This window comes from Streptomyces sp. SCSIO 75703 (genome assembly GCF_036607905.1).
Classification (GTDB): Bacteria; Actinomycetota; Actinomycetes; order Streptomycetales; family Streptomycetaceae; genus Streptomyces.
Window position 1 is genome coordinate 6,442,486 of record NZ_CP144555.1, and the last position, 24,537, is coordinate 6,467,022.

Here is a 24,537-nt window from a genome sequence, read left to right on the forward strand (position 1 = left end):
TCCCCCCGGCACGGGCGGTGTCAGGAGCCCTCGCCCAGCGCGGCGCGCACCGCGGGCAGCAGGGTCGTGCGCGACCAGTCCAGGAAGGCCGGCTGCGACTCCCCGCCGATCTGCACCAGCGCGATCTCGGTGAACCCGGCCTCCGCGTACGGGCGCACGGCCTCCACGAAGGCGGCGGGGTCGTCTCCGCAGGGGATCGACGCGGCCACGTCCTCGGGCGTGACGAACCGGGTCGCCGCCGCGAACGCGTCCGGGTGCGGAAGCTCCGCGTTGACCTTCCAGCCGCTGCCGAACCAGCGGAACTGGTCGTGCGCGCGGGCGATCGCCGCCTCCCGGTCCGGGTCGTAGCAGACGGGGAGCTGGCCGACGCGCGGCTTGCCGGTGCCGCCGTGCCGGTCGAAGGCGGCGAGGAGGTCCGGCCGGGGCTCGGTCGCGATGACCAGGTCGGCGAGTTCGCCGGCCAGCGCGCAGGACTGCTCGCCGGAGACGGCGACACCGATCGGCGGCGGGGTGTCCGGCAGGTCCCAGAGCCGGGCCGACTCCACGTCGAAGTGCTCGCCGCGGTGGTTGACGTGGCCGCCCTCGAAGAGCGCGCGGATGATCCGCACGGCCTCGCGCAGCATCTCGTGCCGCACGTCGACGGAGGGCCAGCCGCCGCCGACCACGTGTTCGTTGAGGTTCTCGCCCGCGCCCAGGCCCAGCCGGAAGCGGCCCCGGGACAGCAACTGGAGGGTCGCCGCCTTCTGCGCGACCACCGCCGGGTGGTAGCGGAACGTCGGGCACGTCACGTAGGTCATCAGCGGGATGCGCGACGTGGCCTGGGCGGCGGCGCCCAGCACGCTCCAGGCGTAGGGCGCGTGCCCCTGCGAGCGCAGCCAGGGGAAGTAGTGGTCCGAGGTGACCGAGAAGTCGAATCCGGCCTCCTCGGCCCCCACCACCTGGTCCACGAGTTCCCGGGGACCGGCGTGCTCGGTCATCATCGTGTATCCGATTCGCACCATGCACCGCCGAGTCCCCGCCCCGGCCGCCCGGAAACGACGGCCGCCCGCAGGCGCGGACGCGGCGGTGCCGGGTCCGGCCCGGCCGCCCGGCGTCAGCGCAGGCCGAAGCGGTCCGTCCAGGCGGCCACGTCGGCGACCTGCGCATTGCCCCCGCACACCACCAGCCCGATCCGGGCGCCCTCCCCGACCCGCTCGGCCACGCGCCGCGCCGCGGGCAGCAGGCACCCGGCGGCCGGCTCGGTCCACAGCTTGGCGTGCTCCGCGAACTCCAGCGATCCCGCGACCGCCTCCCGGTCCGGCACCACCAGCACCTCCGTGACCAGCTCCGACACCATCCCGTACGTCAGCCGCGACACGGCCGGCGCGCTGAGCGTGGTGACGATCGACGACAGCTCCACCGGCGTCGGACCGCCCGCCGCCAGCGCCCGGGACATCGACTCGGCGCCCTCGGTCTCCACCCCCCAGATCCGCACCCCGGGCCGCCGGGCGCGCAGCGCCGCCGCCACCCCGGCGATCAGGCCGCCGCCCCCGATGCTGACCAGGACGTCGGTCAGCTCGCCGGCGTCCTCGGCGAACTCCAGCCCCACGGTGCCCTGCCCGGCGATCACCACCGGGTCGTCGAAGGGGTGGACCAGGGTCAGCCCCTCCTCCCGCAACCGGTCCACCAGCGCGAACGCGCCGTCCATGCCGTCGGTCAGGCGCACCGCGGCCCCCGCCTCCTCGGCGATGCCGACGGAACGGGCCGGCGCCGAGCGGGGCATGACCACGGTGGCCTTCACGTCCAGCGCCGCGGCCATGACGGCCACGGCGATGCCGTGGTTGCCGCCGCTGACCGCCACGACCCCGGCGGCCCGCTCGGCCTCCGTGAGCGTCAGCAGCTTCGCGACCGCCCCGCGCGCCTTGAACGACCCGGTGCGCTGGAGCAGTTCCAGCTTGGCGGTGACGGGGACCCCGAGCAGCGCGGACAGGCCCGGGCTCGGCACGGTCGGGGTGCGTAGAACATGTCCGGCGATCCGCTCCGCCGCGGCTTCGATCCCGGTGATCCCGATCAAGGCAGTCTTCCTTCCGGCACGGGCGGTGTTCCGCGCCCCGGGGCAGCCTTTCGCGCGGCACCGCCCCAGGTCAACAGCGGATCCGGGGCCGGGCGCCGCGCGTGGACTCAGTGCTGCTGCGGCTTCTGTGGCGTCGCCTCGCTCGGCCGCACGACGACGAAGCCCTCGCCCTGCAGGACGAGCTGCACGACCTCCCCGGAACCGCCGCGCAGCATCGAGCCGACGGACTGCGAACGGTGCAGGGACGTCGCGAGCCCCGCCGACCAGCCCACCACCGCGTCGGTGTCGACGTAGACCGGGTACTGGTGGGACACCGGGATCACCAGCGGGTCGCCCTCGCAGACCAGGCCGAGCTTGCCGTGCCCGGTGAAGACGCTGTTGAACAGCCCGCCGCCGACGATCCCCACGCCCTTGACGGTGGAGATGCGGTACGACAGCGACGGGTCGAAGCACAGCACGTTGCGGCCGTTGACGGTGAACTCGTCGCCCGGCTCCAGCTCCACGATGAAGCAGTTGTGCGCCTCGTGCGCGAACCACGCCTCGCCCTGGCCGCGCACCGTCATCAGCGGCAGCCCCTCCCCGGTGACCGCCCGCTTGAGCATGCCGCCCACGCCCTGGCCCTTGCGCTCGAACTGGAGGCCCCCGCGGTAGGCGATCATCGCGCCCTGGCGGGCGAGCATCTCGCCGTTCACGACGTACCGCACGCACTTGGGGTTCTCGACGGTCATGCCCGGCGCGGTGGCCGGATGGACCATGTGCCGGCTGGAAAACAGGTCACCCTTCATGCGGGCATCCTGACCTGGATGGTCCGGTTCTGCCAAGATCCGTGCCCATTTTCGAGCGGCTGCTTCCGTTCTCGTGCCGAGTGGGGCGTGGCGCGGTCAGCCGCCGAAGAGCTGGGTCCAGTACGTGGCGGCCCGCCCGCCGCCGGCCAGACCGGCGCCGATGTGGGTGAAGTCGCCGCTCAGGATGTTGGCGCGGTGCCCGGGGCTGTTCATCCACCCTTCCACGACGGCGGAGGCGGTGCGCTGCCCGCAGGCGATGTTCTCGCCGACGGCGCGGTGCGCGGCGCCCGCGGCGGCGGCGCGGTCCCGGGGCCCGTCCCCGTCCGGACCGGTGTGGGAGTAGAAGTCGCGTTCGGCCATGGCCGTGCTGTGTGCCCGCGCGGCGGCCGTGAGCCGGGGATCGGGGGCGAGCGGGCGCAGTCCGGCCGCCGACCGCTCCCGGTTGGTGAGCGCGACGACCTCGGCCGTGGCGCGGTCCAGCCCGTCCGGCGTCAGCGGCACCGCCCACAGCACCGTCCAGTAGGTGCCGCCCGAGGGCCCGATGGCGCGGGCCCACCCGGCGTGGGTGAAGGCGGGCTCGCCCAGGGTGCGGCGGGCGCCCTCGCTCTCCCGGCAGGAGCCGACGAACTCGGCGGCGGTGCGCGGGCCGAGGACCAGGTGCTCGCCGACCGTGAGGTACGCGTACCCGGCGGCGACGACGCGCTGGTGGACCGAGACGCCGTCGCGGCTCTCGACGGCGAGCGCGTCCGCCCCGGCCATCGCCTCCACGTGCGCCCGCGCCGCCGAGGCCAGCCGGGCGTCGGGCGTGACGGGCGGCGAACCGGCCGCGGCCCGAGCCGCGTTGACGAGGGGGAGGAAACCGTCGGGGTCCGCGTCGACGACCGTGGCGGTGGCCGTGACGGTGGGGGTGGGCCCGGCCGGGGCCGGCGGCGGGGCGCCGGCGGCGGGCTCCGCGTCGTCGCCGACGTCGACGCCGAAGTCCCGGGCGAGCCCGGCGAGTCCGTCGGCGTACCCCTGGCCGAGCGCGCGCAGCTTCCACCGGTCGCCGCGCCGGTAGAACTCCGCGAGCAGCAGCACCGTCTCCGCACCCGCGTCCGGCGGCGTGAACCGGGCCACCCGCGCTCCGCCGGGGCCGCTCACGCGCAGGGCGGGGGAGGGGAGGGCCGCGAGCGGGGTGCCGGGGTCGGCGGAGGTGACGGCGACGGTGACCCGCGTGGCGCCGGGCCGCAGCCCGGCGGGATCCAGGGTGAGCGTGTCCCCCCGCAGCCGGACACCGGGCGCGGCCGGCTGGTTGGAGAGGACGAAGTCCTCGTCGCCCGCCACCTTGCCGCCGTCGTCCGTCACGAGCGCCGAGATGTCGAACGCGCCGGGCACCCGCACCTCCAGGGGCCCGTCCGGCACCGTCAGATTGCCACCGGCTGCCAACTCGCTCATAGTGCCGCCCTCGTTCGTGGTCGTCGTCGCTGCTGCGGTGGGGCGCCGCGGTGGGGGTGTGCCGTGTGAACGTCCGCCGGCCGGGCCGGGTTCCCGTCCGCGCCGCACCCGTCCGCGGCCGGTGCGGGCTCCCGGTGCGCGGCGGGGCGGCGCGGGTGGTGAAGACTGGCCCCGATGGACATGATGCGACGACAGGGAGGGAACCGATGACGCGCCCGATCACCGCCGGGGTGGACGGAACCGACGAGAGCCTGGCCGCGCTGGCCTGGGCGGCGAGGGAGGCGGTCCGCCGGGACGCGCCGCTGCGGGTGGTGCACGCCTGGCACTTCCAGACGCGGCAGGGCGTGGACGCCGGGGACCGCGCGGCCCAGGAGCGGTGGGTGCGCGAGAGCGTGGCGGCCGCGGTGCGTACCGTCGCCGAACGCCACCCGAACCTGCGGACCGACACCGGGGTGCGCGAGGGCGACGCCCCCGCCGTGCTGCTGGAGGAGGCCGCCGCGGCCGGCACGCTGGTGCTCGGCTCGCGCGGGCACGGTGCCCTCGTCGGCTTCCTGCTCGGTTCCGTCGGCCGCCAGGTGATCGCCGGCAGCGAGCGGCCCGTGGTCCTCGTCCGGGCCGGCGACCGGGCCGACGCCGAGGCCGGGGGGCGTGAGGTCGTCGTCGGCCAGCAGGGGGAGCCGCAGGACAGCGCCGACGCGCTCGGCTTCGCCTTCGAGGCCGCCGCGGCGCGGGGCGCCACCGTCCGCGCGGTGCGGGCGTGGACGCTGCCGCCGGTGTTCGCCTACAGCCCGGGGTCGATGAGACTGCTCGACGAGGCGGGCGGCCTGGAGCCGTACGAGCGGACGGCGCTGTCCGAGGCGCTGGAGCCGTGGCGGAAGCGGTTCCCCGAGGTCCCCGTGGTCGAGCACGTGGAGATGGGCAGCGCCGGGCAGGTGCTGCTGTCGGTGGCCGACGGCGCGCAGTTGGTGGTGGTCGGACGCCGGGCGCGGCGTACGGCCGTCGGCGCGCGGATCGGCTCCGTGGCGCACGGGGTGCTGCACCACGCGCCCTGCCCGGTGGCGGTGGTCCCGCACGCCTGAGCGCGGCCGGCGCGGCCCCGGCCCGGGGCGGTCAGCCCTGGGGACGGTCCGCCGTGGGCCGCCCGGTCGTGGGGCCGGCCGCCGGTCCGGGGCCGGAGCCGTGCGGTTCGCCCGCCTGGCCCGGGACGGCGGCGGCCTCCGGCGGGAGGTGCGCGACGTAGTCGGCGACGGCCGTCTCCAGGCCGATGTCCCGGCCGGCCCGCTCGGAGAGCTGCCAGCGGTGCTCCAGCAGTTCGTGGTAGACCTCGGCCGCGTCCATGGTGCCGCGCAGCTCGGGCGGCACGGCCCGCACGGTCGGCCGGAAGACCTCGCGCACCCAGCGGTGGGCGAGGACCTCCGGCCGGGCGCCCCGGGCGGCGCCGGGCGGTGCGTGGTCGTCCTGGGTGGCCATCCAGGACTCCAGGTCGTTCAGCAGCCGCCGCGCCTGGTTCTCCTCGGTGTCCAGCCCCGTCAGCCGCAGCAGTTGGCGCTGGTGGTGGCCCGCGTCGACCACCTTGGGCACGAAGGTGACCGTGTCGCCGTGCGGGGCGCGCTCGATCTGCATCTCGGCCACGTCGAAACCGAGGTCGTTGAGACGCCGGATGCGGCGTTCCATGTAGTGGTGCTTGCCCGCCGGGTACACCGAGGTGCGGGTCAGCTCCTCCCACAGCCGCTCGTAGCGCACGCAGATCTCGGTGCCGAAGCCCACCGGGTCGACGGAGGGGTGCAGTGCCCCGGAAGCCTCCAGGTCGAGCAGTTCGCCGCTGATGTTGACCCGCGCGAGGTCCAGGTCGTAGGCGCGCTGGCCCTCGCTGAGGCGGGGGTGCAGCTCCCCGGTCTCGGCGTCGACGAGGTAGGCGGCGTACGCGCCCGCGTCGCGCCGGAAGAGCGTGTTGGACAGGGAGCAGTCGCCCCAGGCGAACCCGGAGAGGTGCAGCCGCACCAGCAGCACGGCCAGGGCGTCCATCAGCCGGTGCATGGTGGCCGGACGCAGCGTCGTCTCGAACATGGACCGGTAGGGCATAGAGCCGCCCAGGTGACGGGTGATCAGCACCGGTTCCAGCGGCCGGCCCGCGTCGTCGGTGCGGCCGGTGACCACGCCGAGCGCGTCCACGGCGGGGATGCCGATCCGGTCCAGGTCGCGCAGCAGCCGGTACTCGCGCAGGGCGGGCCGCTCGGCGAGTTCCTTGACGGCGACGACCTCGTCGCCGGCGCGGGCGTAGCGCACCACGTGGCGGGAGATGCCGCGCGGCAGCGGCACCAAGTGCTCCGGCGGCCACTCCTCGAGCGGCAGGTGCCAGGGCAGCCGGAGCAGCAGCGCGGGGTGTTCGGGGTTGGTGGCACTGATCTGCAAGGCCATGGCCCCGACTCTAGGGCCTTTCGCTGCCAGGGCCTTTCGTTGGGATCACGCCGGATCAGGGAGGGGGGCCCGGGGCCGCGGTACGGGCCGCGCTACCGCGCCCGTTCCCGTGCGCGGCGCACGGCGTCCTTCACCGGGCCGTGGTGCGCCGGCCCGTGCCCGGGGAGGAGCACGTCGGCGTCGACGTCCGCGAGGCGGTCCAGCGAGGCGAGGGCGCGGGCACGCTCGTGGTGGAACATGTCGGGCAGCATCTGGGGCCCGCGCAGCCGGGAGGTCGCGTGGCCGCTGATCAGCGCGTCACCGGAGATCAGCACGCCGGCCCCGGGCAGGTGGTAGGCGCAGTGGCCGTCGGTGTGCCCGGGGGTGGGCACCGGCACGGGGCGGCCGGGCAGGTCGAGCGCGCCCTCGGCGGGGAAGGGCGCCGGGTCCGCCACCGGGACCCGGCGTGTGCCGCCGGAGCGGAGCACGCGCACCGCCCAGGGCGGCACACCGGGCCGCCAGAGGTTGCGGAGCACCGTGGGGACGGTGATCTGCTGGAGGAAGTCGCCCCGGGCGTGCGGGACCTCGGCCTCGTGCAGCAGGACGGGCGTGCCGTGGACGGCGCGGAGGTGCGCGGCGGAGCCCAGGTGGTCGGCGTGGGCGTGGGTGACCAGTACCGCCGCCACCGCCTCCGGCGCACTGCCCACGGCGGCCAGGGAGTCCAGCAGCGCCTGCCGGTCCCCGGGGTAGCCCGTGTCGACGAGGGTCACCGCGTCGCCCTCGGTGACGATGACCCAGTTGACGTCCCTGCGGTGCACCAGGTAGGTGCCGTCCGCGACCTGTCGTACGTCCGCGCGCATCGCTCTCCCCGTGCTCCAGGCGCCGCTTCGAGGGGAGTCAGTCAACCAGACCGGGGGCCGGCGCCGCGCGCCCTCGGCGTCACCGTACGCCGTACGGCCGGAACTGGACGCTGATGCGGGGGCCCGCCGCCCGGGTGCTCTTGGGGACGCAGTGCTCCCAGGTGCGCTGGCAGGAGCCGCCCATCACGATCAGGTCGCCGTGGCCGAGCGGCCGGCGCACCGTCGTCCCGCCGCCGCGCAGCGGGCGCAGCAGCAGGTCCCGCGCGGCGCCGACGGAGAGGATGGCGACCATCGTGTCCTGCCGGGCGCCGCGTCCGATCCGGTCGCCGTGCCAGGCGACGCTGTCCCGGCCGTCCCGGTAGTGGCACAGGCCGGCGGTGCGGAAGGGCTCGCCCAGTTCGCCGGCGTAGTGGGCGGACAGCGCGTCGCGTGCCTTGTCCAGGACGGGGTGGGGGAGCGGGTCGTCCGTCCCGTAGAAGGCGAGCAGCCGGGGCACGTCGACGACCTGGTCGTACATGGCGCGCCGCTCCGCGCGCCACGGCACGTCGGCGGCGAGTCGTTCGAAGAGGGCGTCGGCCCCGCTCAGCCAGCCGGGCAGGACGTCGATCCAGGCCCCGGAGGCGAGCGGGGTGCGGGTGATCCCGTCGAGCGGGCCGAGCCGGATCTCGTCCGTCTGGTCGAAGAGCGATCCCTGGAGGTGGTGCGTGGCCATGCGTCCAGCGTACTCCTGGATCGAATGGGTGTTCTATAAAGGGGTCCCGGGGGCGTCCCGCCGGGTGTCCGCGTCACGGGTGTTCCCGATACGCCGGCGCATCGGATACATTCGCGTACCGGTCAGGCCGCGGGCGTGACCGGCACACGGACGAGGAGGTGCCCCGTGGACGGAGGCGAGCGCGCGGACGCGGCGGCGCCGGCCCCCCGGGTCACCCGGCGCCGCGCCCGCACCCGCGCCGACCTGCTGTCCGCCGCCTTCGGCGTCTTCGCCGCGAAGGGCTTCGGGCGCGTGTCCATCGAGGAGATCTGCGCCGCCGCCGGCTACAGCCGCGGCGCCTTCTACTCCAACTTCGACAGCCTCGACCAGCTTTTCTTCGCCCTCTACCGGGAGCGCGCCGGCCTCATCGCCGAGCAGGTGGCCGGCGCGCTCGCCGTCGACGGGCCCGACCTGGACGTGGCCACCGCCGCGGACCGCGTCACCGAGGTGCTGCTCCTGGACCGGGACTGGCTGCTGGTCAAGACCGACTTCCTGGTGCACGCCGCCCGCGACCCGGACGTCGCCCGCACCCTCCTGGAACACCGGGCGCGGCTGCGGCGGGCGATCGCCGGCCGGCTCGACCGGGCCCGCGACCGCCTCCCGCTCCCCGCCGTCCTCGGCGACGCCGACGGCGCCGCGCACGCCGTGGTCGCCGCCTACGACGGGGTGACCACCCAGCTCCTCCTGGACCGGGACACCGGGCACGCCCGTGCCTGGCTGCGCCGGCTCCTCACGGCGCTGCTCACCGGCGCCGGGGGCCCGGAGGAGGCCGGAACCCGCTGAGCCGACGCGCCGGGAGGGCGGCACGGCGCCACCCGGGAGGGCGGCACAGCGGTACAGCGACATGTCGATTCGCCGATGCCAAGGAAGGGACGGGCGCCATGGACGCCGACGTCATCGTGGTCGGAGCGGGACTCGCGGGACTGGTCGCGGCCCACGAGCTGACCAGCCGCGGCCGCAAGGTCGTCCTCGTCGACCAGGAGAACGCCGCCAACCTCGGCGGCCAGGCGTTCTGGTCCTTCGGCGGGCTCTTCCTCGTCGACTCGCCCGAGCAGCGCCGCCTCGGCGTCCGGGACTCCTTCGCGCTGGCCTGGAGCGACTGGCAGGGCAGCGCCGCCTTCGACCGCACCGAGGACGAGGACTCCTGGGCGGTGCGCTGGGCACGGGCCTACGTCGAGTTCGCGGCGGGGGAGAAGCGGTCCTGGCTGGCCGGGCACGGGATCACCTTCCTGCCCACCGTCGGCTGGGCGGAGCGCGGCGACCTCGGCGCGGGCGGGCACGGCAACTCGGTGCCCCGCTTCCACATCGCCTGGGGCACCGGGACCGGCGTCGTCGAACCCTTCGTCCGCCACGCCCGGGAGGCGGCCCGCGAGGGGCTGCTCACCTTCCGCCACCGGCACCGCGTCGACGCGCTCGTCGTCGAGGGCGGCGCGGTGCGGGGGGTGCGCGGCACGCTCCTGGCCGCGGACCCCTCGCCCCGCGGGGTCGCCTCCGGCCGGGAGGCGGTGGGCGGGTTCGAGCTGCGCGCCCAGGCCGTCGTGGTCGCCTCCGGCGGTATCGGCGCCGACCACGACACCGTGCGCCGGCACTGGCCCGCGCGGCTCGGCACCCCGCCCGCCGAGATGGTCACCGGCGTCCCCGCCTACGTCGACGGCCGGATGCTCGGCATCAGTGAGACCGCGGGCGCGCGCCTGGTCAACCGCGACCGCATGTGGCACTACACCGAGGGGGTGCGCAACTGGGACCCGATCTGGCCCGGCCACGGCATCCGCATCCTGCCCGGGCCGTCGCCCCTGTGGTTCGACGCGCTCGGCCGCCGCCTGCCCGAGCCGTACCTGCCCGGGTACGACACCCTCGGCACGCTGCGCCACCTGCGCACCGCGCCGGACCTGGCCGGCCACGACCACTCGTGGTTCATCCTCACCCGGAAGATCGTCGAGAAGGAGTTCGCGCTCTCCGGCTCCGAACAGAACCCGGACATCACCGCGAAGGACCGCGCCGGGGTGCTGCGCGGCCGGCTGCTCGGCAAGGGCGCGCCGGCCCCGGTGGAGGCGTTCCTGCGCCGCGGGGCCGACTTCGTGACCGCGCCCGACCTGGAGACCCTCGTCGACCGGATGAACGGGCTGACCGAACGGCCGCTCCTCGACCCGGCCCCGATCCGCCGTCAGATCGAGGCCCGCGACCTCCAGATGGCCAACCCCTACGCCAAGGACGCCCAGGTGCAGGGCATCCACAACGCCCGCCGCTACCTCGGCGACCGCCTGGGACGGGTGGCGTCCCCGCACCGCGTCCTCGACCCGGAGGCCGGCCCGCTCGTCGGGGTCAAGCTGCACGTCCTCACCCGCAAGACCCTCGGCGGCATCCAGACCGACCTGGACTCCCGCGCCCTGGGCGCCGACGGCACGCCCGTCGAGGGGCTGTACGCGGCGGGGGAGGCGGCCGGGTTCGGCGGCGGCGGGGTGCACGGGTACAACGCGCTGGAGGGCACGTTCCTGGGCGGCTGCCTCTTCTCGGGCCGCGCGGCGGGCCGGGCGGCGGCCCGCCAGACGGCCTGACGCCGCGGGGCTCAGCCGCCGTCGAGGACCCCGCGCAACACCGACGCCTGGCTGCGCTCGGGCGACTTGGACGCCGTCAGCAGCGTCACGTCGCCCGAGCGCACCAGCTCCCGCAGGTGGTCCACGAGCCGCGCCGCCTCGGGCTCGGTCAGTTCGGCCTCGTAGCGGCGCGCGAACTCCTCGTAGGAGCCCTCACCGGCGTGGTACCAGCGGCGCAGCTCGGACGACGGGGTGAGGCCCTTGGGCCACTCGTCGACGCGGGCCGCGTCCTTCGCCATGCCCCGGGGCCACAGCCGGTCCACGAGCACCCGCACCCCGTCCTCCGGCTCGGGCGAATCGTAGATCCGACGCACACGAACACCCACGGCACACTCCCTTCCACACCACGCCCCCGCTCCCCGCGACCCTACGGCCGGGCCCCGCAGGACACCCCGCGACGGGGTCTGTTCGGGCGCTGCGGGGGCGGGTGCCCGGCGGCGTGCCGTCCATGCGGCGGGCCCCCCTTCACGACGGGGGCCCGCCGGATGGCCGCCGGTTCGCGTCCTCCCTAGCCTCGGACCATGATCCTTCGCCGTTTACGGTGGCCGGCCGCGCTGTCGGCCCTGGCCCTCGCCTGTCTGCCCTCCACCACGGCCTCGGCCGCGCCTCGCCCCGTCCCCGGGGCCCGGACCCTGCAACAGGGCGCCGACGCGCTGCACGCCGCCGGGGTCACCGGGGTGGCGGTCCGCCTCGACACCCCGCGCGGAACGGTCACCGCCCGCGCCGGAGTCGCCGACCCGGTCACCCGCCGCCCGGTCCCGGCGGACGGGTTCCTGCGGCTGGGCAGCACCACCAAGACGTTCGTCGCCACCGTCCTCCTGCAACTCGTGGGCGAGCGGCGCGTCGGCCTCGACCAGAGCGTGGAGGACCTGCTGCCCGGCGTCGTGACGGGAGCGGGCAACGACGGCCGGACCATCACCGTCCGCGACCTGCTGGGGCACACCAGCGGCCTGCCGGACTACGTCGGCGACGTGTTCCCCGAGCCCACCGCCCGGACCTACTTCGCCCACCGGTGGCAGGCGTACGCGCCGGCGGAACTGGTCGCCCTGGCCCTGCGCCACGAGCCCGCCTTCCCGGCGGGGACCGGCTGGGCCTACTCCAACACGAACTACGTACTGGCCGGGATGATCATCGAAGAGGTCACGGGCGACACCTGGGAGCGGCAGGTCCACGAGCGCGTCCTGCGCCCCCTCGGCCTGCGGGACACCGACACGCCCGGCACCCGCCCCTTCCTGCCGCGTCCGCACGCCCGTGACCACCAGCAGTTCACGGCGGGCGGCCCGATGGTCGACACCACGATCCCCTACCGCCCCTTCGACAGCGGTGCCGACGGCTCGATGACCGGCACGGCCCGCGACCTCAACCGCTTCCTCGGCGCCCTCGCCGCCGGACGGCTGCTGAAGCCCGCCGAACAGGCCGCCCTGCTGACGATGGTCCCCGTCGGCGGGGACAGCGGACACCCGGAAGGCACCGAGGACGGCCTCGGCCTCTTCCGCACCCCGCTGTCCTGCGGCGGCGGCTACCTCGGACACGGAGGCAACGGCTTCGGCTACGTGGTCCGGGCGGCGACGACCCCCGACGGCCGCCGCTCCCTCACCGTCTCCGCCCACAGCCGCTCCGCGGACCCCCGCGCCGAGGCCCGCCAGGAGCGGGCCCTGCGCGAGCTGGTCGACCGGGCGCTGTGCGACGGCGCGTGACCGTGGCGTCGCCGTCCGGGCGGGGCGTCAGGGGCGGAGGGTCTCGGTGGCCGTCCGGGTGACCGCTTCGGCGAGAGTGGCGAGGGCGGGGGAGTCGAGGCGCCACTGCTGCCAGTGCAGGGTGACGTCGGTGGCCAGGGAGGGGGCGAAGTCCACGAGGCGGCCGGAGCGGAGGAAGGGGGCGGCCTGGGGTTCGGGGACCATGCCCCAGCCCAGGCCGGCCACGACCGCCGCCACGAAACCCTCCGAGGTGGGCACGTGGTGCCGGGCGCGGCTCGCGGAGGGGTGGCCCAGACGGCGGGCGAAGGCGTCCTGGAAGTCGTCGCGCCGGTCGAAGACCACCACCGGCGCCCCCGCGATCACCTCGGCCGGCGGGCCGTCCAGGTACCGGGCCGCGAAGCCGGGCGAGGCGCAGGGCAGATAGCGCATCCGGCCCAGCGCGCGCACCGAGCACCCCGGCACCGGGTCCGGCGAGGACGTCACTGCCGCCATCACCGCGCCCTCCCGCAGCAGGGCCGCGGTGTGTCCCTCGTCCTCCCGGCGCAGTTCGAAGCAGAGTCCCGCCTCCGGCGGCACCCGCGTCAGCGCCTGGAGGAACCAGACGGCGAGGGAGTCGGCGTTGACGGCGACGGAGACGCGCGTCGGCTCCCCGGCGCCGCTCAGCCCCAACTCGGCCGCGGCGTCCCGCTCCAGCCGCGTCACCTGACGGGCCAGGCGCACCAGCACCTCGCCGGACTCCGTGGGCCGCACCGGCTTGGTGCGCGTCAGCAGCACCCGGCCGGCGCGCTTCTCCAGCGCCTTCACCCGCTGGCTCACCGCGGACGGTGTCACGTGGAGCGCGGTGGCCGCCGCGTCGAACGTGCCCTCGTCCACCACGGCCAGCAGCGTCCGCACCTGATCCAGCGGGAGTCCCGCGAGCACCGTCGTCATCACGAAGGCTAAGGATACGTAAGAATCTTTAGCTGTACGCACGGTGATCGGCGCCGTAGCGTCGAGATCATGACCAACGCCCTGACCACCGCGGCCGCAGGCTTCGGCACCGGACTCTCGCTCATCGTCGCCATCGGTGCCCAGAACGCCTTCGTGCTGCGCCAGGGCATCCGCCGCGACGCCGTCCTCGCCGTCGTCGTCATCTGCGCCCTGTCCGACGCCGTCCTCATCGGCCTCGGCGTCGCCGGCGTCGGTGCCGTGGTGGTGGCCTGGCCGGCTGTGCTGACCGTCGTCGGCTGGACCGGCGGCGCCTTCCTCCTCGCCTACGGGGCGATGGCCGCGCGGCGCGTGCTGCGGCCGGCGGGGGCGCTGCGGGCGGAGGGGGAGGCGGCCGGGTCGCGCCGCCGGGCGGTGCTCACCTGCCTCGCCCTGACCTGGCTCAACCCGCATGTCTACCTCGACACCGTGTTCCTGCTGGGCTCGGTGGCCGCCGACCGGGGCCCGCTGCGCTGGGCCTTCGGGATCGGCGCCGCCTGCGCCAGCCTGTGCTGGTTCGCCGCGCTCGGCTTCGGCGCCCGCCGGCTCGGCGCCGTCCTGGCGCGGCCGGCCGCCTGGCGGGTGGTGGACGCCCTCGTCGCCGTCACCATGATCGTGCTCGGCGTGACGCTGATCGCCGGCGCCTGAGCGGATCGCGCGTGCCTCGGGCCGGGCGGGGCGCCGGGCCCGGCGTTCCACGGTGCGGGCGGCCTCCCGGGCCCCGGGCGGGAGCTGCGATAGTGATCCCCGCAGCCGACCGTTGTATCGAGCACGTAGGAAGCGCGTGGACACGAGCGAGAGCAGCACTCCGCCGCGGGAACAGCACCCCGCCCCGGAACCGGCCCGCCCGCGCGGCTGGCGCCGCTGGGCCATGGACACCCGGCCCCTGCGCCGCCCCGCCTACCGCCGGCTCTGGTCGTCGACCATCGTCACGGCCGTCGGCAGCCAGCTCACCGCCGTGGCCGTGCCGAAACAGGTCTACGACATCACCGGCTCCTCCGCCTGGGTCGGCGCCGCGAGCATGGCCGGACTGGTGCCGCTGATCGTGTTCGCGCTGTGGGGCGGCGCGATCGCCGACACCATGGACCGCCGCAGGCTGCTGCTCCTCACCAACTCCGGCATCGCCGTGACCTCGCTGCTCTTCTGGGCGCAGGCCGCCGTCGGACTGGAGTCGGTCGGCACCCTGATGGCGCTGCTCGCGGTGCAGCAGGCGTTCTGGGGGCTGAACGCGCCCGCCCGCAACGCCTCCATCGCGCGGCTGGTGCCCGAGGAGGAACTGCCCGCGGCCAACGCGCTCGGCTCCACCGTCATGCAGACCGGCCAGGTCGTCGGCCCGCTGCTGGCCGGCGTGCTCATCCCGGTCGTCGGCCTCGCCGAGCTGTACCTCCTCGACGCGCTCGCCCTGTGCGTCACGGTGTGGGCCGTCTACAAGCTGCCCGCCCTGCCCCCGCTGACGGCGTCCGCAGGCCGCCGCCGCGCCGGCCTGCGCGAGATCGCGGCCGGGTTCCGCTACATCGCCGGGCACACGGTGCTGCTCCTGTCCTTCCTCGCCGACATCGTCGCCATGGTCCTGGGCATGCCCCGGGCCCTGTTCCCGCAGCTCGCCGCCGAGACGTACCCCTCCTACGGGGAGGGGCTGGCGCTGGGCCTGCTGTTCGCGGCGATACCCGTCGGCGCCGTGGCCGGCGGTCTGTTCTCCGGCACGTTCTCGCGGGCCCGCCGGCACGGCTGGATGGTGATCGGCGCGGTGGTCGTCTGGGGCGCCGCCATCGCCGGTTTCGGGCTCAGCGACAGCCTGTGGCTCGCGGTGGCCTTCCTCGCCCTCGCGGGCCTGGCCGACATGGTCTCCATGGTCTTCCGCGGCGCGATCCTGCTCTCCGCCGCGACCGACGAGATGCGCGGGCGCATGCAGGGCGTCTTCACGGTGGTCGTGGCCGGCGGTCCACGCCTGGCCGACGTCCTGCACGGCAGCGCCGGATCCCTCTACGGGCCGCGCGAGGCGGTCGCCGGAGGCGGGCTGCTCGTGGTCGTCGTGATGCTCGCCCTCGCCGCCGCCGTGCCGGCCCTGCGCCGCTACCGGGTCTGACCGCTCACAGCACGCCCCGGCCGTGCAGCGCGTAGTGCTCCATGAGCCGGCCCCGGGTGTTCTCCAGCCGGTGGGCGAGGATCTCGGCGACGCTCCGCACCAGCACCATGCCGAGCTGCGGGTCCGCCTCGCACAGGGCGAGCACCGAGGTCGCGTCGAACTCGTAGGCCCGCACGGGGCTGAACGCCTCGGCGCCGAAGTCCCAGGCGTACGGCGGGAAGAGCCAGGACCAGCCGAGCAGGTCGCCGGAGCCGAGGCTCGCCACGGTGACCCGCCGCAGGGGGGTCACCTCCTGGGTGAGGGAGACGGCCCCGGAGCGGATGACCCAGAAGCGGTCCGCCGTCCCGCCCGCTTCGAAGATCCTGTGGTCCTCGGGGAAGGACACCTCCCTGGCCAGTCCCATGAGGCGTTCGCGCTGGGGCGGCGGAAGCGCGGACAGCAGCTTGATCGCTTCGGTCATGACGTGGGGCTCCTCGCCGACGGCTCGGTTCCGGTGCTTTCCCTGCGCCCATTCCAGCCGCTCGCGACCGGCCGGGCACCTCGGCGGCGGGCGGGTGTGCGGGCCGGACCTCGCGGGGGTGCGCGCGGACAGGAGAAAGCCCTGGCTGGACGGGGGAAGCCAGCCAGGGCCGTCTGCGGTGACGTACGGAGGACGCGGGGGTCGACTCCGTCGCCACGTATGGATGAACGGTAAACCATTGGTGAGGGTTCCCTGTAGCCGGAACCAGGGCACGTGACCTGTTTCACTTCGGCCACCACCGGTCGTCACCGGAGGGGGACCGGCCCCTCGCCGTCCGTGACGGTCCTGCGGCGGCCCGCATGGTCACCCCTCCAGGCCCTCGGCGGTGACCCGGACCGTCTCCAGGGACGGGTCGCCCGGGTCCGGGAGGTACATCCCGGCGTCCAGGCCGGTGCGCAGGTACCGCAGCACCGGCTCCGTCAGCCGCTCCCCGGGCAGCACCGCCGGGATGCCCGGCGGGTACGGGGTGATCATCTCGGCGGCGATCCGCCCGGCGGCCCGGTCCAGCGGCACGTCCTCGGCCGGCCCGAAGAACGCGTCCCGCGGCAGCCGGGCCTGCGCCATCCGCAGCTCGGCGGGGGAGGGCACCGCCACCGGCGGCGCCGGGTCCAGGGAGGGGGCGGCCCGCGCCAGGTCCTTCAGCGCGGCGAGCAGTTCCTCCGCCGTCTCCCGGTCGTCGCCGTGGGTGAGCTGGGTGCCGATACGGCGGTGGTCGGCCAGATGGGCCACCACGCCCCGCTCGGAGCGCAGCCAGTCCGCCGCCTGGAAACCGGAGACACCCAGCCCCTCCAGGTCGATGACGACCGGCAGCGGATCGAAGGAGTGGGCCCGTCCCGGCCCGCAGAAGTCCTCCCGGCCCTCGACGCGCATCCCGGCGATGGCGTCCACGGCGGCCCGGACCCCGGCCGCCAGCTCCAGCGCCGCGCCCATCAGCTCCCGGCCGCGCAGCGCCATCTGCCGGCGCCAGCCGTCCAGTCCCGCGAAGATCAGCGCCGAGGGGCTGGTCGTGCCGAGCAGGTCCGCCCGCATGCCGAGCAGCTTCGGCCGGACGAGATCACCGCGCAGGTGGAAGACCGAACCCTGCTCCAGCCCGCTGCCCATCTTGTGGATGCTGGTGACGCAGATGTCGGCGCCCGCGTCCATCGCCCAGGACGGCAGGTCCGGATGGAAGGGCAGGTGCGCGCCCCACGCCTCGTCGACGATCAACGGCACCGAGCGCCGGTGGCAGACCTCGGCGACGGACCGCAGGTCCGCCCCGGCCCCGTACGGCGTGGGGCTGGTGATCAGCGCCCCCTTGGCGTCGGGGTGCTCGGCGAAGGCCCGCTCGAACGCCTCGGGCGACGGGGGATGGGCCAGATGCCGCCCGGGGTCCCAGTTCGGCTCCACCCAGACCGGCTGCACGCCGGACAGGACCAGACCGGACACGACCGACTTGTGGGCGTCCCGGCCGATGAGCAGCTTCTCGTGCGGTCCGGCGACCGCCAGCATGGCCGCCTTCACGGACAGGGAGCTGCCGCAGGTGGAGAAGAAGGTGTGCTCGGCGTCGACCGCGTCGGCCATCAGGTCCTGAGCCCGCTGGAGCACGCGCCCCCGGGTGAGCCGGTCGTCCAGGCCGCCGGTGGCCAGCACGTCGCCGAGGAACACGGCGTCACCCAGCACCTCGCGCACCGCCGGGTCGGCGCCGCGCGCCTGCTTGTGTCCCGGCGGCGTGAACGACAGGCGTCCCTCGCGCCGGTAGTCGGCGAGGGCCTCCAGGACCGGGGCACGGGTGTGGTCGACCGCCATGCCGACCCGGTTCCCCGCATCGGCCCGGTCAATCACCGCCGGAGCGGGCGGTGCCGTACGGACCGGTGCGCACGGGCCCGCGGGCACGGCCTCACCCGGGCCGGTCCCTGCGGGCGCACAGGCCGCCGGCCCCCGTCCGGACCGGGGCCCTCTCAGGCCGGCCCGCCGTGGCGGCCGGGGGTGACGACCTCGTCCAGCACCCGCAGCACCGCCTCGTACGCGAGGGTCCGCACCCCGGCCTCCCGGGCCGCCTCGGGATCGGTCGCCCGCAACTGCTCGCGCCGCTCCCGCCAGTTCCGCTCCTGTTCCACGGCGCAGGCCCGCGCACGGTGCAGGCGGCGCAGCAGTTCGTCCGAGTCCACAACATCCGTCATGCCCTCCACGTACCCCCGCTCGGCCGCCGGAAGGCCCGTTGGGCCGTACGGAGGGCATCGGGTTTGGCGCCGCCCGCCGCGGTCAGCCGGAGACGACAGGCCCGCGGCGGCGCGGGCCCGGCCCGGACCCGGACCGCCCCACCGACCTGGGAGCCGACCGATGAGCGACAGCGACCCCACCGAAACGGCCGCGCACCACCCCGGCGCCGAGCGGCGCCGCCGGTCCCGGCCGCGCAGACCCGCCGAGGCCCGCAGGACCGTGGAGCGCGTGGTCACCGAGTGCTGTCACGCCCGCCGCACCCCGTGCGACGCGGGCGCCCTCTCGGACGCCGTGCTCGTCGCCTCGGAACTGACCACCAACGCGATCCTGCACGCCGGGGGCGTCACCGACTTCCGCGTCGAGGTGGTCGGACCGGGCGTGCGCCTCTCGGTCAGCGACCGCAGCAGCGCCCTGCCGGTCGTCGTGGAAGGGGCCGGTCCGCGGGGCCGCCGGCGGCTCGGCGGGAGGGGCTGGCCGATCGTGTGCCGGCTCGCGCGCGAGGTGCGCGTGGCAGACCTTCCGGCCGGCGGCAAGTGCATCACCGTCGTCGTTCCGCTGTCCTGAGGACTTTTCGCCGTCCAAAGTTTCGTCCGGCGGCCCAGGGGCAGTCGCAGTCTCGTGCTTCGGACCGGAGGCGCAGTAGCGGGAACGGTATGGCCGCGTAGACCCTCCGGGCGTCCTGAGCAGGCCCGTTCCCGCGGACAGTCCCCTGAAGTCCACCGTTCAGGAGCGAATCCGCATGCTCATCGAAACCCCCACCACTCGTTCCGCATCCCCTTCCCCCCAGTCCGGGACCGAGCCCGGGACCGTCACCGACCCTTCCGCCCCGTCCGCCACGCGCCGCCGGCACGACGACGCCCCCGACACGGTGGCTCTCTTCGGCCGGCTCGCGGGACTTCCGGAGGGACCGGAGCGTGACGCGGTCCGGGACGAGCTGGTCACCGCCTGGCTCCCCATGGCCCACCGCATCGCCGGACGCTTCCGGGACCGCGGCGAGTCCATCGAGGACCTGCGCCAGGTGGCCGCCCTCGGTCTGGTCAAGGCCATCGACCGTTTCGACCCGGAGCGGGGTGCCTTCGAGAGCTACGCCGTGCCCACCATCACCGGCGAGGTCAAGCGGCACTTCCGGGACCGCATGTGGGCGCTGCGGGTGCCCCGGCGGGTGCAGGAACTGCGCAACAAGGTGCGCGTGGCCCGCCGGGAACTCACCCAGAGCCCCGGCAGCCCCGAGCCCTCGGTCGCCGCGCTCGCCTCCCACACGGGGCTGAGCGAGGACGAGGTCAGCGCCGGGATGGAGGCGCTGGAGAGCTTCAGCACCCTGTCGCTGGACGCCGAGCTGTCCGACGGCGACGACGGGTACAGCCTCGCGGACACGATCGGCTCGGCGGACGCCTCGTACGACGTGGTGATCGACCGGGAGTCCGCCAAGGAGGGGCTGCGCCGGCTGCCCGAGCGCGAGCGGGCCATCCTCTACATGCGCTTCTTCGAGGACATGACGCAGAGCCGCATAGCGGACCGCCTGGGCATCTCGCAGATGCACGTCTCGCGGCTGATCAGCCGGAGCTGCGCCCGGGTGCGCGACGAGGCGATGGGCCAGCGCGCCGGCCGAGCGGGGGCGGGCCGCTCCGCGACGGCCTGACGGCGTACCGCCCCCGGACGGACGGGCCGCCGGGGGCCCGATGACGCCCGCGCGGTCCCGCAGGGGCGGGCGCCGCCGCGGGCCGCTTCGCGCCGCCGCGCCCGCGCCCGCCCCGCGGGCCTTTCCCCCGCGCGGGTTCCCGTCGGGCCGGAACGCGGGCGCGGGGTCTGAGGCGCGCGCCACGGGGAACACGGGACGGATGAACGAACACGAGATTCCTCCGCCGGACGGACGTCCCGTGGACGTCTATCTGGACCTCCTGCGCATCCGCATGGAGACCGCCGACTACCAGCTCCTGCTCAGCGTCGTGGAGCCCGTGCTGCAGGCCATCGACGAGCACCAGATGCCGACCATCGACTTCTCGCTGGACGGCGACGGGGCCGAGACCCTGCCCCAGGAGATACGGGACGAGGCCGCCCTGGTCATCGCCACCGCCGTCACCGGCCGGCTCGACAACGAGGTCGTCGAGATCAGCACCGACGAGACCGGACCGGTCAGAGTGGTCACCGACGCCGCCACCGCGGCCGACCCCGAACGCCTCGGCGAGATCGCCGACTACCTCAAGGACCGCCACCGCCAGAACGAGGAACTGCGCGGCATCGCCGAGGCCAGCGGACTGTCCACCGACTTCTGACCCGCCGGTCCCCGGCCCGTCCCGCGCCGCCCCCGGCGCACCGGCGCCCCGGGGTCAGCGCCGCGGCGCCGCCACCGGCACGTCCAGCGGCCGGGCGAGGCCGACCACCGCCTCGTCCAGCCGCTCCAGGTGCCGCAGCACCCGGCCGGTGATCCGCCCGTAGCGCGGCACCCCGTCCGCCCGCTGCTCCAGCAGGGAGGCGATGCTCGGCCCCGTCTCGACCTCGACCGCCGCGTCCTCGTCGGCCACCCGCGCGGCGATGGCCTCGATGTTGCGCACCGTACGGCCGACCGCCCCGCGCAGCCGGGGATCGGCCGCGATCGAGGGGTGGGTGGGCAGCAGTTCGGCCGTCGCGGCCAGCGACCGCGCGTGGTAGGCGCACGTCTCCAGCAGCGCCACCACGTACTGGGCGGTGTCCCGCCGGGCCCGCATCGGCGTGATCGGATGGGTCAGCGGCTGGGTGGCCGCGCGCAGGTCGCCCAGGGCCTGGTCCAGATCGCGCGCCGTGTCCAGCAGATCGGCCGGCGGGCCGCCGCTGAGCTGGTCGACCGCGCCCTCGGTGACGTCCACCAGCCGCTCCAGCACCGTGCCCAGCAGCTCGTTGGTCCGCCGGTCCGTGCGCACCGGCAGCACCAGCGCCGCCGCGAAGATGCCGCAGGCCGCCCCCAGCGCCGTCTCCTCGACCCGCAGCAGCAGCACCGACAGGCTGTAGGTCTGGAGCACCGTGTAGAGCAGGCCGAGCATCGCGGTCACGAAGAACGACATCAGCGTGTACGACAGCGGCGCGGTGTAGAACATGGCGAACACGAAGAGCAGCACCAGCGCGAACGCGGTCCACGTGTGGTCGCCGACCAGTCCGGCCAGCACGATGCCGGCCACCACGCCCAGGATCGTGCCGAGCACCCGGCGGTAGCCCTTGACCAGGATCTCGCCGGTGGACGCGGTGTTCAGGAAGACGATCCAGCAGGTCAGCACCGCCCAGTACCAGCGCTGCGAGGACAGGAACTCGCCGCCGACGATGGCGAGCGAGGACCCCACGGCCACCTGCAGCGCGGCCCGGGTGGTGGGCCGCCGCAGACCGGTCGGCTCCTCCTCGGCCGCCCGCTCCTCGCCGGCGTCGATCGCCGCGTCCTCGGCGTCCAGCTCCTCGCGCGAGCGGGCCGTCGCGGGGCTGTCGTCCGACTCGTCCTGCGGCCCGTCCAGCGCGATCCGCAGGCCCATCACCGCGCGGGCGGCCTCGCCGATGCCGCGGAAGACGTCCTGGAGGGCGGCGCCGGCCCGCGGCAGGTTCTCCTCCTCGCGGTAGCCGAGGAGACGGTTGCGCAGGTGGGCCAGGGCGGTGCCGCGGGCCTCGGCCGGCGGGCGCAGCACGAGCGTCTGCAGCGCGCCGAGGTCGCGGCGCAGCTTCGCCATCGCCTCGTTCTGGGCCGGCGCGTGGTCCACCAGGGGGGTGACGGCACCCGGCAGGTGCAGGGTCAGGGTGTCCGCCCGCTCGGCGCTGCGCGCCGTCAGCAGGAGCAGCCCCAGCCGCTCGGCGGCGATCTCGGCGTCGGCGATGCGGCGCTGCACCAGCCGGGCCGTGGACTGGTCCGGCGTGCCCTCCTCCAGCCGGGACTGGATCATCAGGGCGGTCTCGTGCAGCCGGGCGGTGCCCTCCCGCATGGACTCCAGCACCCGGTCGACGTCCTCGGGGCCGGCCTCCAGCAGGGCGATCTGCGCCGCGATGAGCTGGGCGAGCCGGGCCCGGAACGCCTGCCGCAGCCGTTGCAGCACCCCCGCGCTCGTGGTGGCGACCACGCCGAAGCGCACCGTGGCGCTGCACGCGAAGGCCAGCACGACGGCGCCCCACAGCGACGGGAGCTGGGCCGGCTCGGCGCCGACGAAGAGGGAGACGAAGTAGACCTGGAAGCCGATCAGCCCGAGGGTGGTGCCCCGGTCCCCGAACCGGCGCCCGTAGACGGCGCAGAAGATGAGGACGACGAAGAACACGTCCCCGACGACGACCCACGAGGTGAGCAGCGTGCTCAGCGTCACGGAGGCCAGTGCCACCGGCAGCCCGAGGGCGAGGGTGACGGCCTGCGCGCCGCGCTGCTTCTCCCGGATGGCGAAGGTGGCGACCATCGCCACCATGGCGCCCGCGACCAGATGCGTGACGTCGGCGTCGAACAGCCGCAGCACCAGGAGCGCGAGCGCGATCGCGCCGACGGTGCGCAGCCCCGCCATGAGCCGCAGCAGGCCGGGGTCGGACGCGGCGACCCGGTCGCGCAGTCGCGTCCGCACCGAGCGCCCCGCTGCCTTCACTCCGCCGTACTCTCCCGCTTCACACCCGCATCACGCCGAGATCCACTTCACAGGATGTCATGCCCCGAGCGGTCCGCGTCCGCCGGGGCGCTACCGGGCCCGGCCGGCGCCCTCGACCCGCTCGCGCACCTCCTCGGCCGTCAGGTAGGCGTCGGTGTACTCGAAGTCCTTCAGCCTGGCCGGTTTGCGGGCCTGGAAACCGGTGCGGACGAAGTCGTCGCCGGCCAGCGCGTTGAGCATCCAGCTCACCCCGACCCGGGCCTTGGCCACGTTGGTGCGCAGCGCCGACCAGTGGTAGCCGCGCGCCACGGCCTGGGCGGGCAGCCCGCGCAGCTCCACGCCGAGCGGCTTGGAGACCGCGTCGGTGCCGCCGAGGTCGACCACGAGCCCGAGGTCCCGGTGGACGTAGGGCCGCAGCGGCTGGTTGCGCAGGGTGGCGATGATGTTCTCGGCGACCCGCCGGCCCTGCCGGCTCGCGTGCTGGGCGGTCGGCGGGCAGACGGCGCCCTCCTGGTCCTGGGACAGGTCCGGCACCGCGGCCGAGTCGCCCAGCGCGAACACCCCGTCGTAGCCGGGCAGCCGCAGCTCGGAGGTGACCGCGAGCCGCCCCCGGACCGTGTCCGCCCCGAGGGTGGCGACGAGCGGGCTGGCGACCACGCCGGCCGTCCAGATGAGGGTGCGGGTCGGCACCACCCGGCCGTCGGTGAAGGTGACCTCCTCCGCGCCGGCCTTGGCGATGGAGACGCCGAGGGAGATCTCGATACCGCGCCGGGCGAGGACCTCCTGCGCGCTGCGCCCCAGCTTCTCGCCCAGCTCGGGCATGAGCTTCGGCGCGATGTCGATCAGGTGCCACTTGATCAGGCCCGGGTCCAGCCGCGGGTAGCGCTCCACTGCGGCGTGGGTCAGCCGCTGCAGGCAGGCCGCGGTCTCGGTGCCCGCGTAGCCGCCGCCGACCACCACGAACTGGAGCCGGGAGGCGCGCTCGGCCGGGTCCTGGCTGGCGTCGGCGAGATCGAGCTGCGAGATGACGTGGTCGCGGATGTACGCGGCCTCGGCGAGCGTCTTCATGCCGAAGGCGTGCTCGGTGAGGCCGGGGATGTCGAAGGTGCGGGTGATGCTGCCGGGGGCCAGCACGATGTAGTCGTACGGCTCGTTGACGATCTGGTCGGTGATGGTGCGCACCACGCACACCTTCGCCCCGAGGTCGACGCCGATGGCGCCGCCCGGGATGATCCGGGTGCGGTAGCGGCTGCTGCGGCGCAGCGACAGCGCGATCGACTGGGGCGTCAGCACCCCGGAGGCCACCTGGGGCAGCAACGGCATGTAGAGCTGGTACGAGAACGGTGTCACGAGGGTGATGCGGGCCTCTTGCGGGGTGAGCCTCCGCTCCAGCCGGCGGACGCACTCCACGCCGGCGAAACCTGCGCCGACCACCAGGATCCTGGGTCGTGTCACGGTGTCCATCCCCTTTCTGCGGCTTCGGGCGGTTCTGCCGCGATGGCCATGCGCCTGCCCGGAGAGCGCCGCTTCGCACCTCCTCGATCTCACCCCACCGGCGTCGTTCCGGCGAGCCGAATGGAGCAGCCAGGGGACGGGGGCCCGCGTCCGCGCGCCGCGGGGG

At 75.2% G+C, this 24,537-nt stretch carries 23 protein-coding genes; 9 read left to right on the top strand and 14 right to left on the bottom strand.

The annotated features are described in order from the left end of the window. Nucleotides 1–20: 20 nt before the first annotated feature. From VM636_RS28335 to VM636_RS28350, 4 genes are all read right to left on the bottom strand, one after another. Nucleotides 21–1,001 (bottom strand): LLM class F420-dependent oxidoreductase, encoded by a 981-nt coding sequence (locus VM636_RS28335; RefSeq protein ID WP_338485966.1) that lies wholly within the window; start codon nt 999–1,001, stop codon nt 21–23. Between the two features lie 92 nt (nt 1,002–1,093). Continuing rightward, complete coding sequence (locus VM636_RS28340; RefSeq protein ID WP_053914784.1) at nt 1,094–2,053, bottom strand: threonine/serine dehydratase; 960 nt, start codon at nt 2,051–2,053, stop codon at nt 1,094–1,096. 107 nt (nt 2,054–2,160) lie between these two features. After that, nucleotides 2,161–2,838 carry an AIM24 family protein gene (locus tag VM636_RS28345; RefSeq protein ID WP_030419210.1) on the bottom strand — a complete coding sequence of 226 codons (678 nt, stop codon included), beginning with the start codon at nt 2,836–2,838 and terminating at the stop codon, nt 2,161–2,163. 96 nt (nt 2,839–2,934) lie between these two features. After that, a complete protein-coding gene (locus VM636_RS28350) occupies nt 2,935–4,272 on the bottom strand; it encodes a CAP domain-containing protein (protein WP_053914783.1) in 1,338 nt (445 codons plus the stop codon). Between the two features lie 206 nt (nt 4,273–4,478). Here VM636_RS28350 and VM636_RS28355 point away from each other — a divergent pair, with 206 nt between their 5' ends. Then, nucleotides 4,479–5,351, top strand: a complete 873-nt coding sequence (locus VM636_RS28355; protein WP_338485968.1) for a universal stress protein — start codon at nt 4,479–4,481, stop codon at nt 5,349–5,351. Nucleotides 5,352–5,382: 31 nt separating this feature from the next. Here VM636_RS28355 and VM636_RS28360 read toward each other — a convergent pair whose 3' ends face one another. The 3 genes from VM636_RS28360 to VM636_RS28370 form a co-directional block, all read right to left on the bottom strand. Continuing rightward, nucleotides 5,383–6,690, bottom strand: coding sequence for a DUF4032 domain-containing protein (locus tag VM636_RS28360; RefSeq protein ID WP_078962859.1), 1,308 nt, complete (start codon nt 6,688–6,690; stop codon nt 5,383–5,385). 92 nt (nt 6,691–6,782) lie between these two features. Then, entirely contained in the window at nt 6,783–7,529 is a 747-nt protein-coding gene (locus VM636_RS28365) for an MBL fold metallo-hydrolase (RefSeq protein WP_338485971.1), read from the bottom strand. 79 nt (nt 7,530–7,608) lie between these two features. Continuing rightward, nucleotides 7,609–8,241, bottom strand: a complete 633-nt coding sequence (locus VM636_RS28370; protein WP_030419215.1) for an alpha-ketoglutarate-dependent dioxygenase AlkB — start codon at nt 8,239–8,241, stop codon at nt 7,609–7,611. Between the two features lie 165 nt (nt 8,242–8,406). Here VM636_RS28370 and VM636_RS28375 point away from each other — a divergent pair, with 165 nt between their 5' ends. Together VM636_RS28375 and VM636_RS28380 are read left to right on the top strand one after the other, a co-directional pair. Next, nucleotides 8,407–9,063 (top strand): TetR/AcrR family transcriptional regulator, encoded by a 657-nt coding sequence (locus tag VM636_RS28375; RefSeq protein WP_030419216.1) that lies wholly within the window; start codon nt 8,407–8,409, stop codon nt 9,061–9,063. A 98-nt stretch (nt 9,064–9,161) separates the two neighbouring features. Further along, complete coding sequence (locus tag VM636_RS28380) at nt 9,162–10,835, top strand: FAD-binding dehydrogenase (RefSeq protein WP_030419217.1); 1,674 nt, start codon at nt 9,162–9,164, stop codon at nt 10,833–10,835. 11 nt (nt 10,836–10,846) lie between these two features. Here VM636_RS28380 and VM636_RS28385 read toward each other — a convergent pair whose 3' ends face one another. Next, nucleotides 10,847–11,200, bottom strand: a complete 354-nt coding sequence (locus tag VM636_RS28385) for a DUF488 family protein (protein ID WP_030419218.1) — start codon at nt 11,198–11,200, stop codon at nt 10,847–10,849. 195 nt (nt 11,201–11,395) lie between these two features. Between VM636_RS28385 and VM636_RS28390 the strand changes: the two genes are divergently transcribed. Next, complete coding sequence (locus VM636_RS28390) at nt 11,396–12,571, top strand: serine hydrolase domain-containing protein (protein ID WP_030419219.1); 1,176 nt, start codon at nt 11,396–11,398, stop codon at nt 12,569–12,571. Nucleotides 12,572–12,598: 27 nt separating this feature from the next. Here VM636_RS28390 and VM636_RS28395 read toward each other — a convergent pair whose 3' ends face one another. Continuing rightward, entirely contained in the window at nt 12,599–13,501 is a 903-nt protein-coding gene (locus VM636_RS28395; RefSeq protein WP_030419220.1) for a LysR family transcriptional regulator ArgP, read from the bottom strand. Between the two features lie 69 nt (nt 13,502–13,570). Here VM636_RS28395 and VM636_RS28400 point away from each other — a divergent pair, with 69 nt between their 5' ends. Continuing rightward, nucleotides 13,571–14,185 carry a LysE/ArgO family amino acid transporter gene (locus VM636_RS28400; protein ID WP_030419221.1) on the top strand — a complete coding sequence of 205 codons (615 nt, stop codon included), beginning with the start codon at nt 13,571–13,573 and terminating at the stop codon, nt 14,183–14,185. Between the two features lie 136 nt (nt 14,186–14,321). Continuing rightward, entirely contained in the window at nt 14,322–15,623 is a 1,302-nt protein-coding gene (locus VM636_RS28405) for an MFS transporter (RefSeq protein ID WP_030419222.1), read from the top strand. 4 nt (nt 15,624–15,627) lie between these two features. Here VM636_RS28405 and VM636_RS28410 read toward each other — a convergent pair whose 3' ends face one another. From VM636_RS28410 to VM636_RS28420, 3 genes are all read right to left on the bottom strand, one after another. Further along, nucleotides 15,628–16,083 carry a cyclic nucleotide-binding domain-containing protein gene (locus VM636_RS28410; RefSeq protein WP_030419223.1) on the bottom strand — a complete coding sequence of 152 codons (456 nt, stop codon included), beginning with the start codon at nt 16,081–16,083 and terminating at the stop codon, nt 15,628–15,630. A gap of 363 nt (nt 16,084–16,446) precedes the next feature. Next, on the bottom strand, nt 16,447–17,928 hold the full coding sequence (locus tag VM636_RS28415) for an ornithine decarboxylase (protein WP_030419224.1): 1,482 nt from the start codon (nt 17,926–17,928) through the stop codon (nt 16,447–16,449). A 152-nt stretch (nt 17,929–18,080) separates the two neighbouring features. Further along, nucleotides 18,081–18,302 carry a hypothetical protein gene (locus VM636_RS28420; RefSeq protein WP_030419225.1) on the bottom strand — a complete coding sequence of 74 codons (222 nt, stop codon included), beginning with the start codon at nt 18,300–18,302 and terminating at the stop codon, nt 18,081–18,083. A gap of 160 nt (nt 18,303–18,462) precedes the next feature. Between VM636_RS28420 and VM636_RS28425 the strand changes: the two genes are divergently transcribed. The 3 genes from VM636_RS28425 (at nt 18,463) to VM636_RS28435 (ending at nt 20,615) form a co-directional block, all read left to right on the top strand. Then, nucleotides 18,463–18,906: an ATP-binding protein gene (locus tag VM636_RS28425; RefSeq protein ID WP_030419226.1), complete on the top strand. Its 444-nt coding sequence runs from the start codon at nt 18,463–18,465 to the stop codon at nt 18,904–18,906. A gap of 175 nt (nt 18,907–19,081) precedes the next feature. Continuing rightward, complete coding sequence (locus tag VM636_RS28430; protein ID WP_030419227.1) at nt 19,082–19,981, top strand: SigB/SigF/SigG family RNA polymerase sigma factor; 900 nt, start codon at nt 19,082–19,084, stop codon at nt 19,979–19,981. A gap of 199 nt (nt 19,982–20,180) precedes the next feature. Beyond that, the gene (locus tag VM636_RS28435) at nt 20,181–20,615 is read left to right on the top strand and encodes a hypothetical protein (RefSeq protein WP_030419228.1); all 435 of its coding nucleotides are present in this window, start codon (nt 20,181–20,183) and stop codon (nt 20,613–20,615) included. A gap of 54 nt (nt 20,616–20,669) precedes the next feature. Here the strand turns inward: VM636_RS28435 and VM636_RS28440 are convergent, their stop codons facing one another. Both VM636_RS28440 and VM636_RS28445 read right to left on the bottom strand, forming a co-directional pair. Beyond that, nucleotides 20,670–22,916, bottom strand: a complete 2,247-nt coding sequence (locus tag VM636_RS28440) for an FUSC family protein (RefSeq protein WP_030419229.1) — start codon at nt 22,914–22,916, stop codon at nt 20,670–20,672. A 90-nt stretch (nt 22,917–23,006) separates the two neighbouring features. Then, complete coding sequence (locus VM636_RS28445) at nt 23,007–24,380, bottom strand: NAD(P)/FAD-dependent oxidoreductase (RefSeq protein ID WP_030419230.1); 1,374 nt, start codon at nt 24,378–24,380, stop codon at nt 23,007–23,009. Nucleotides 24,381–24,537 lie beyond the last annotated feature (157 nt).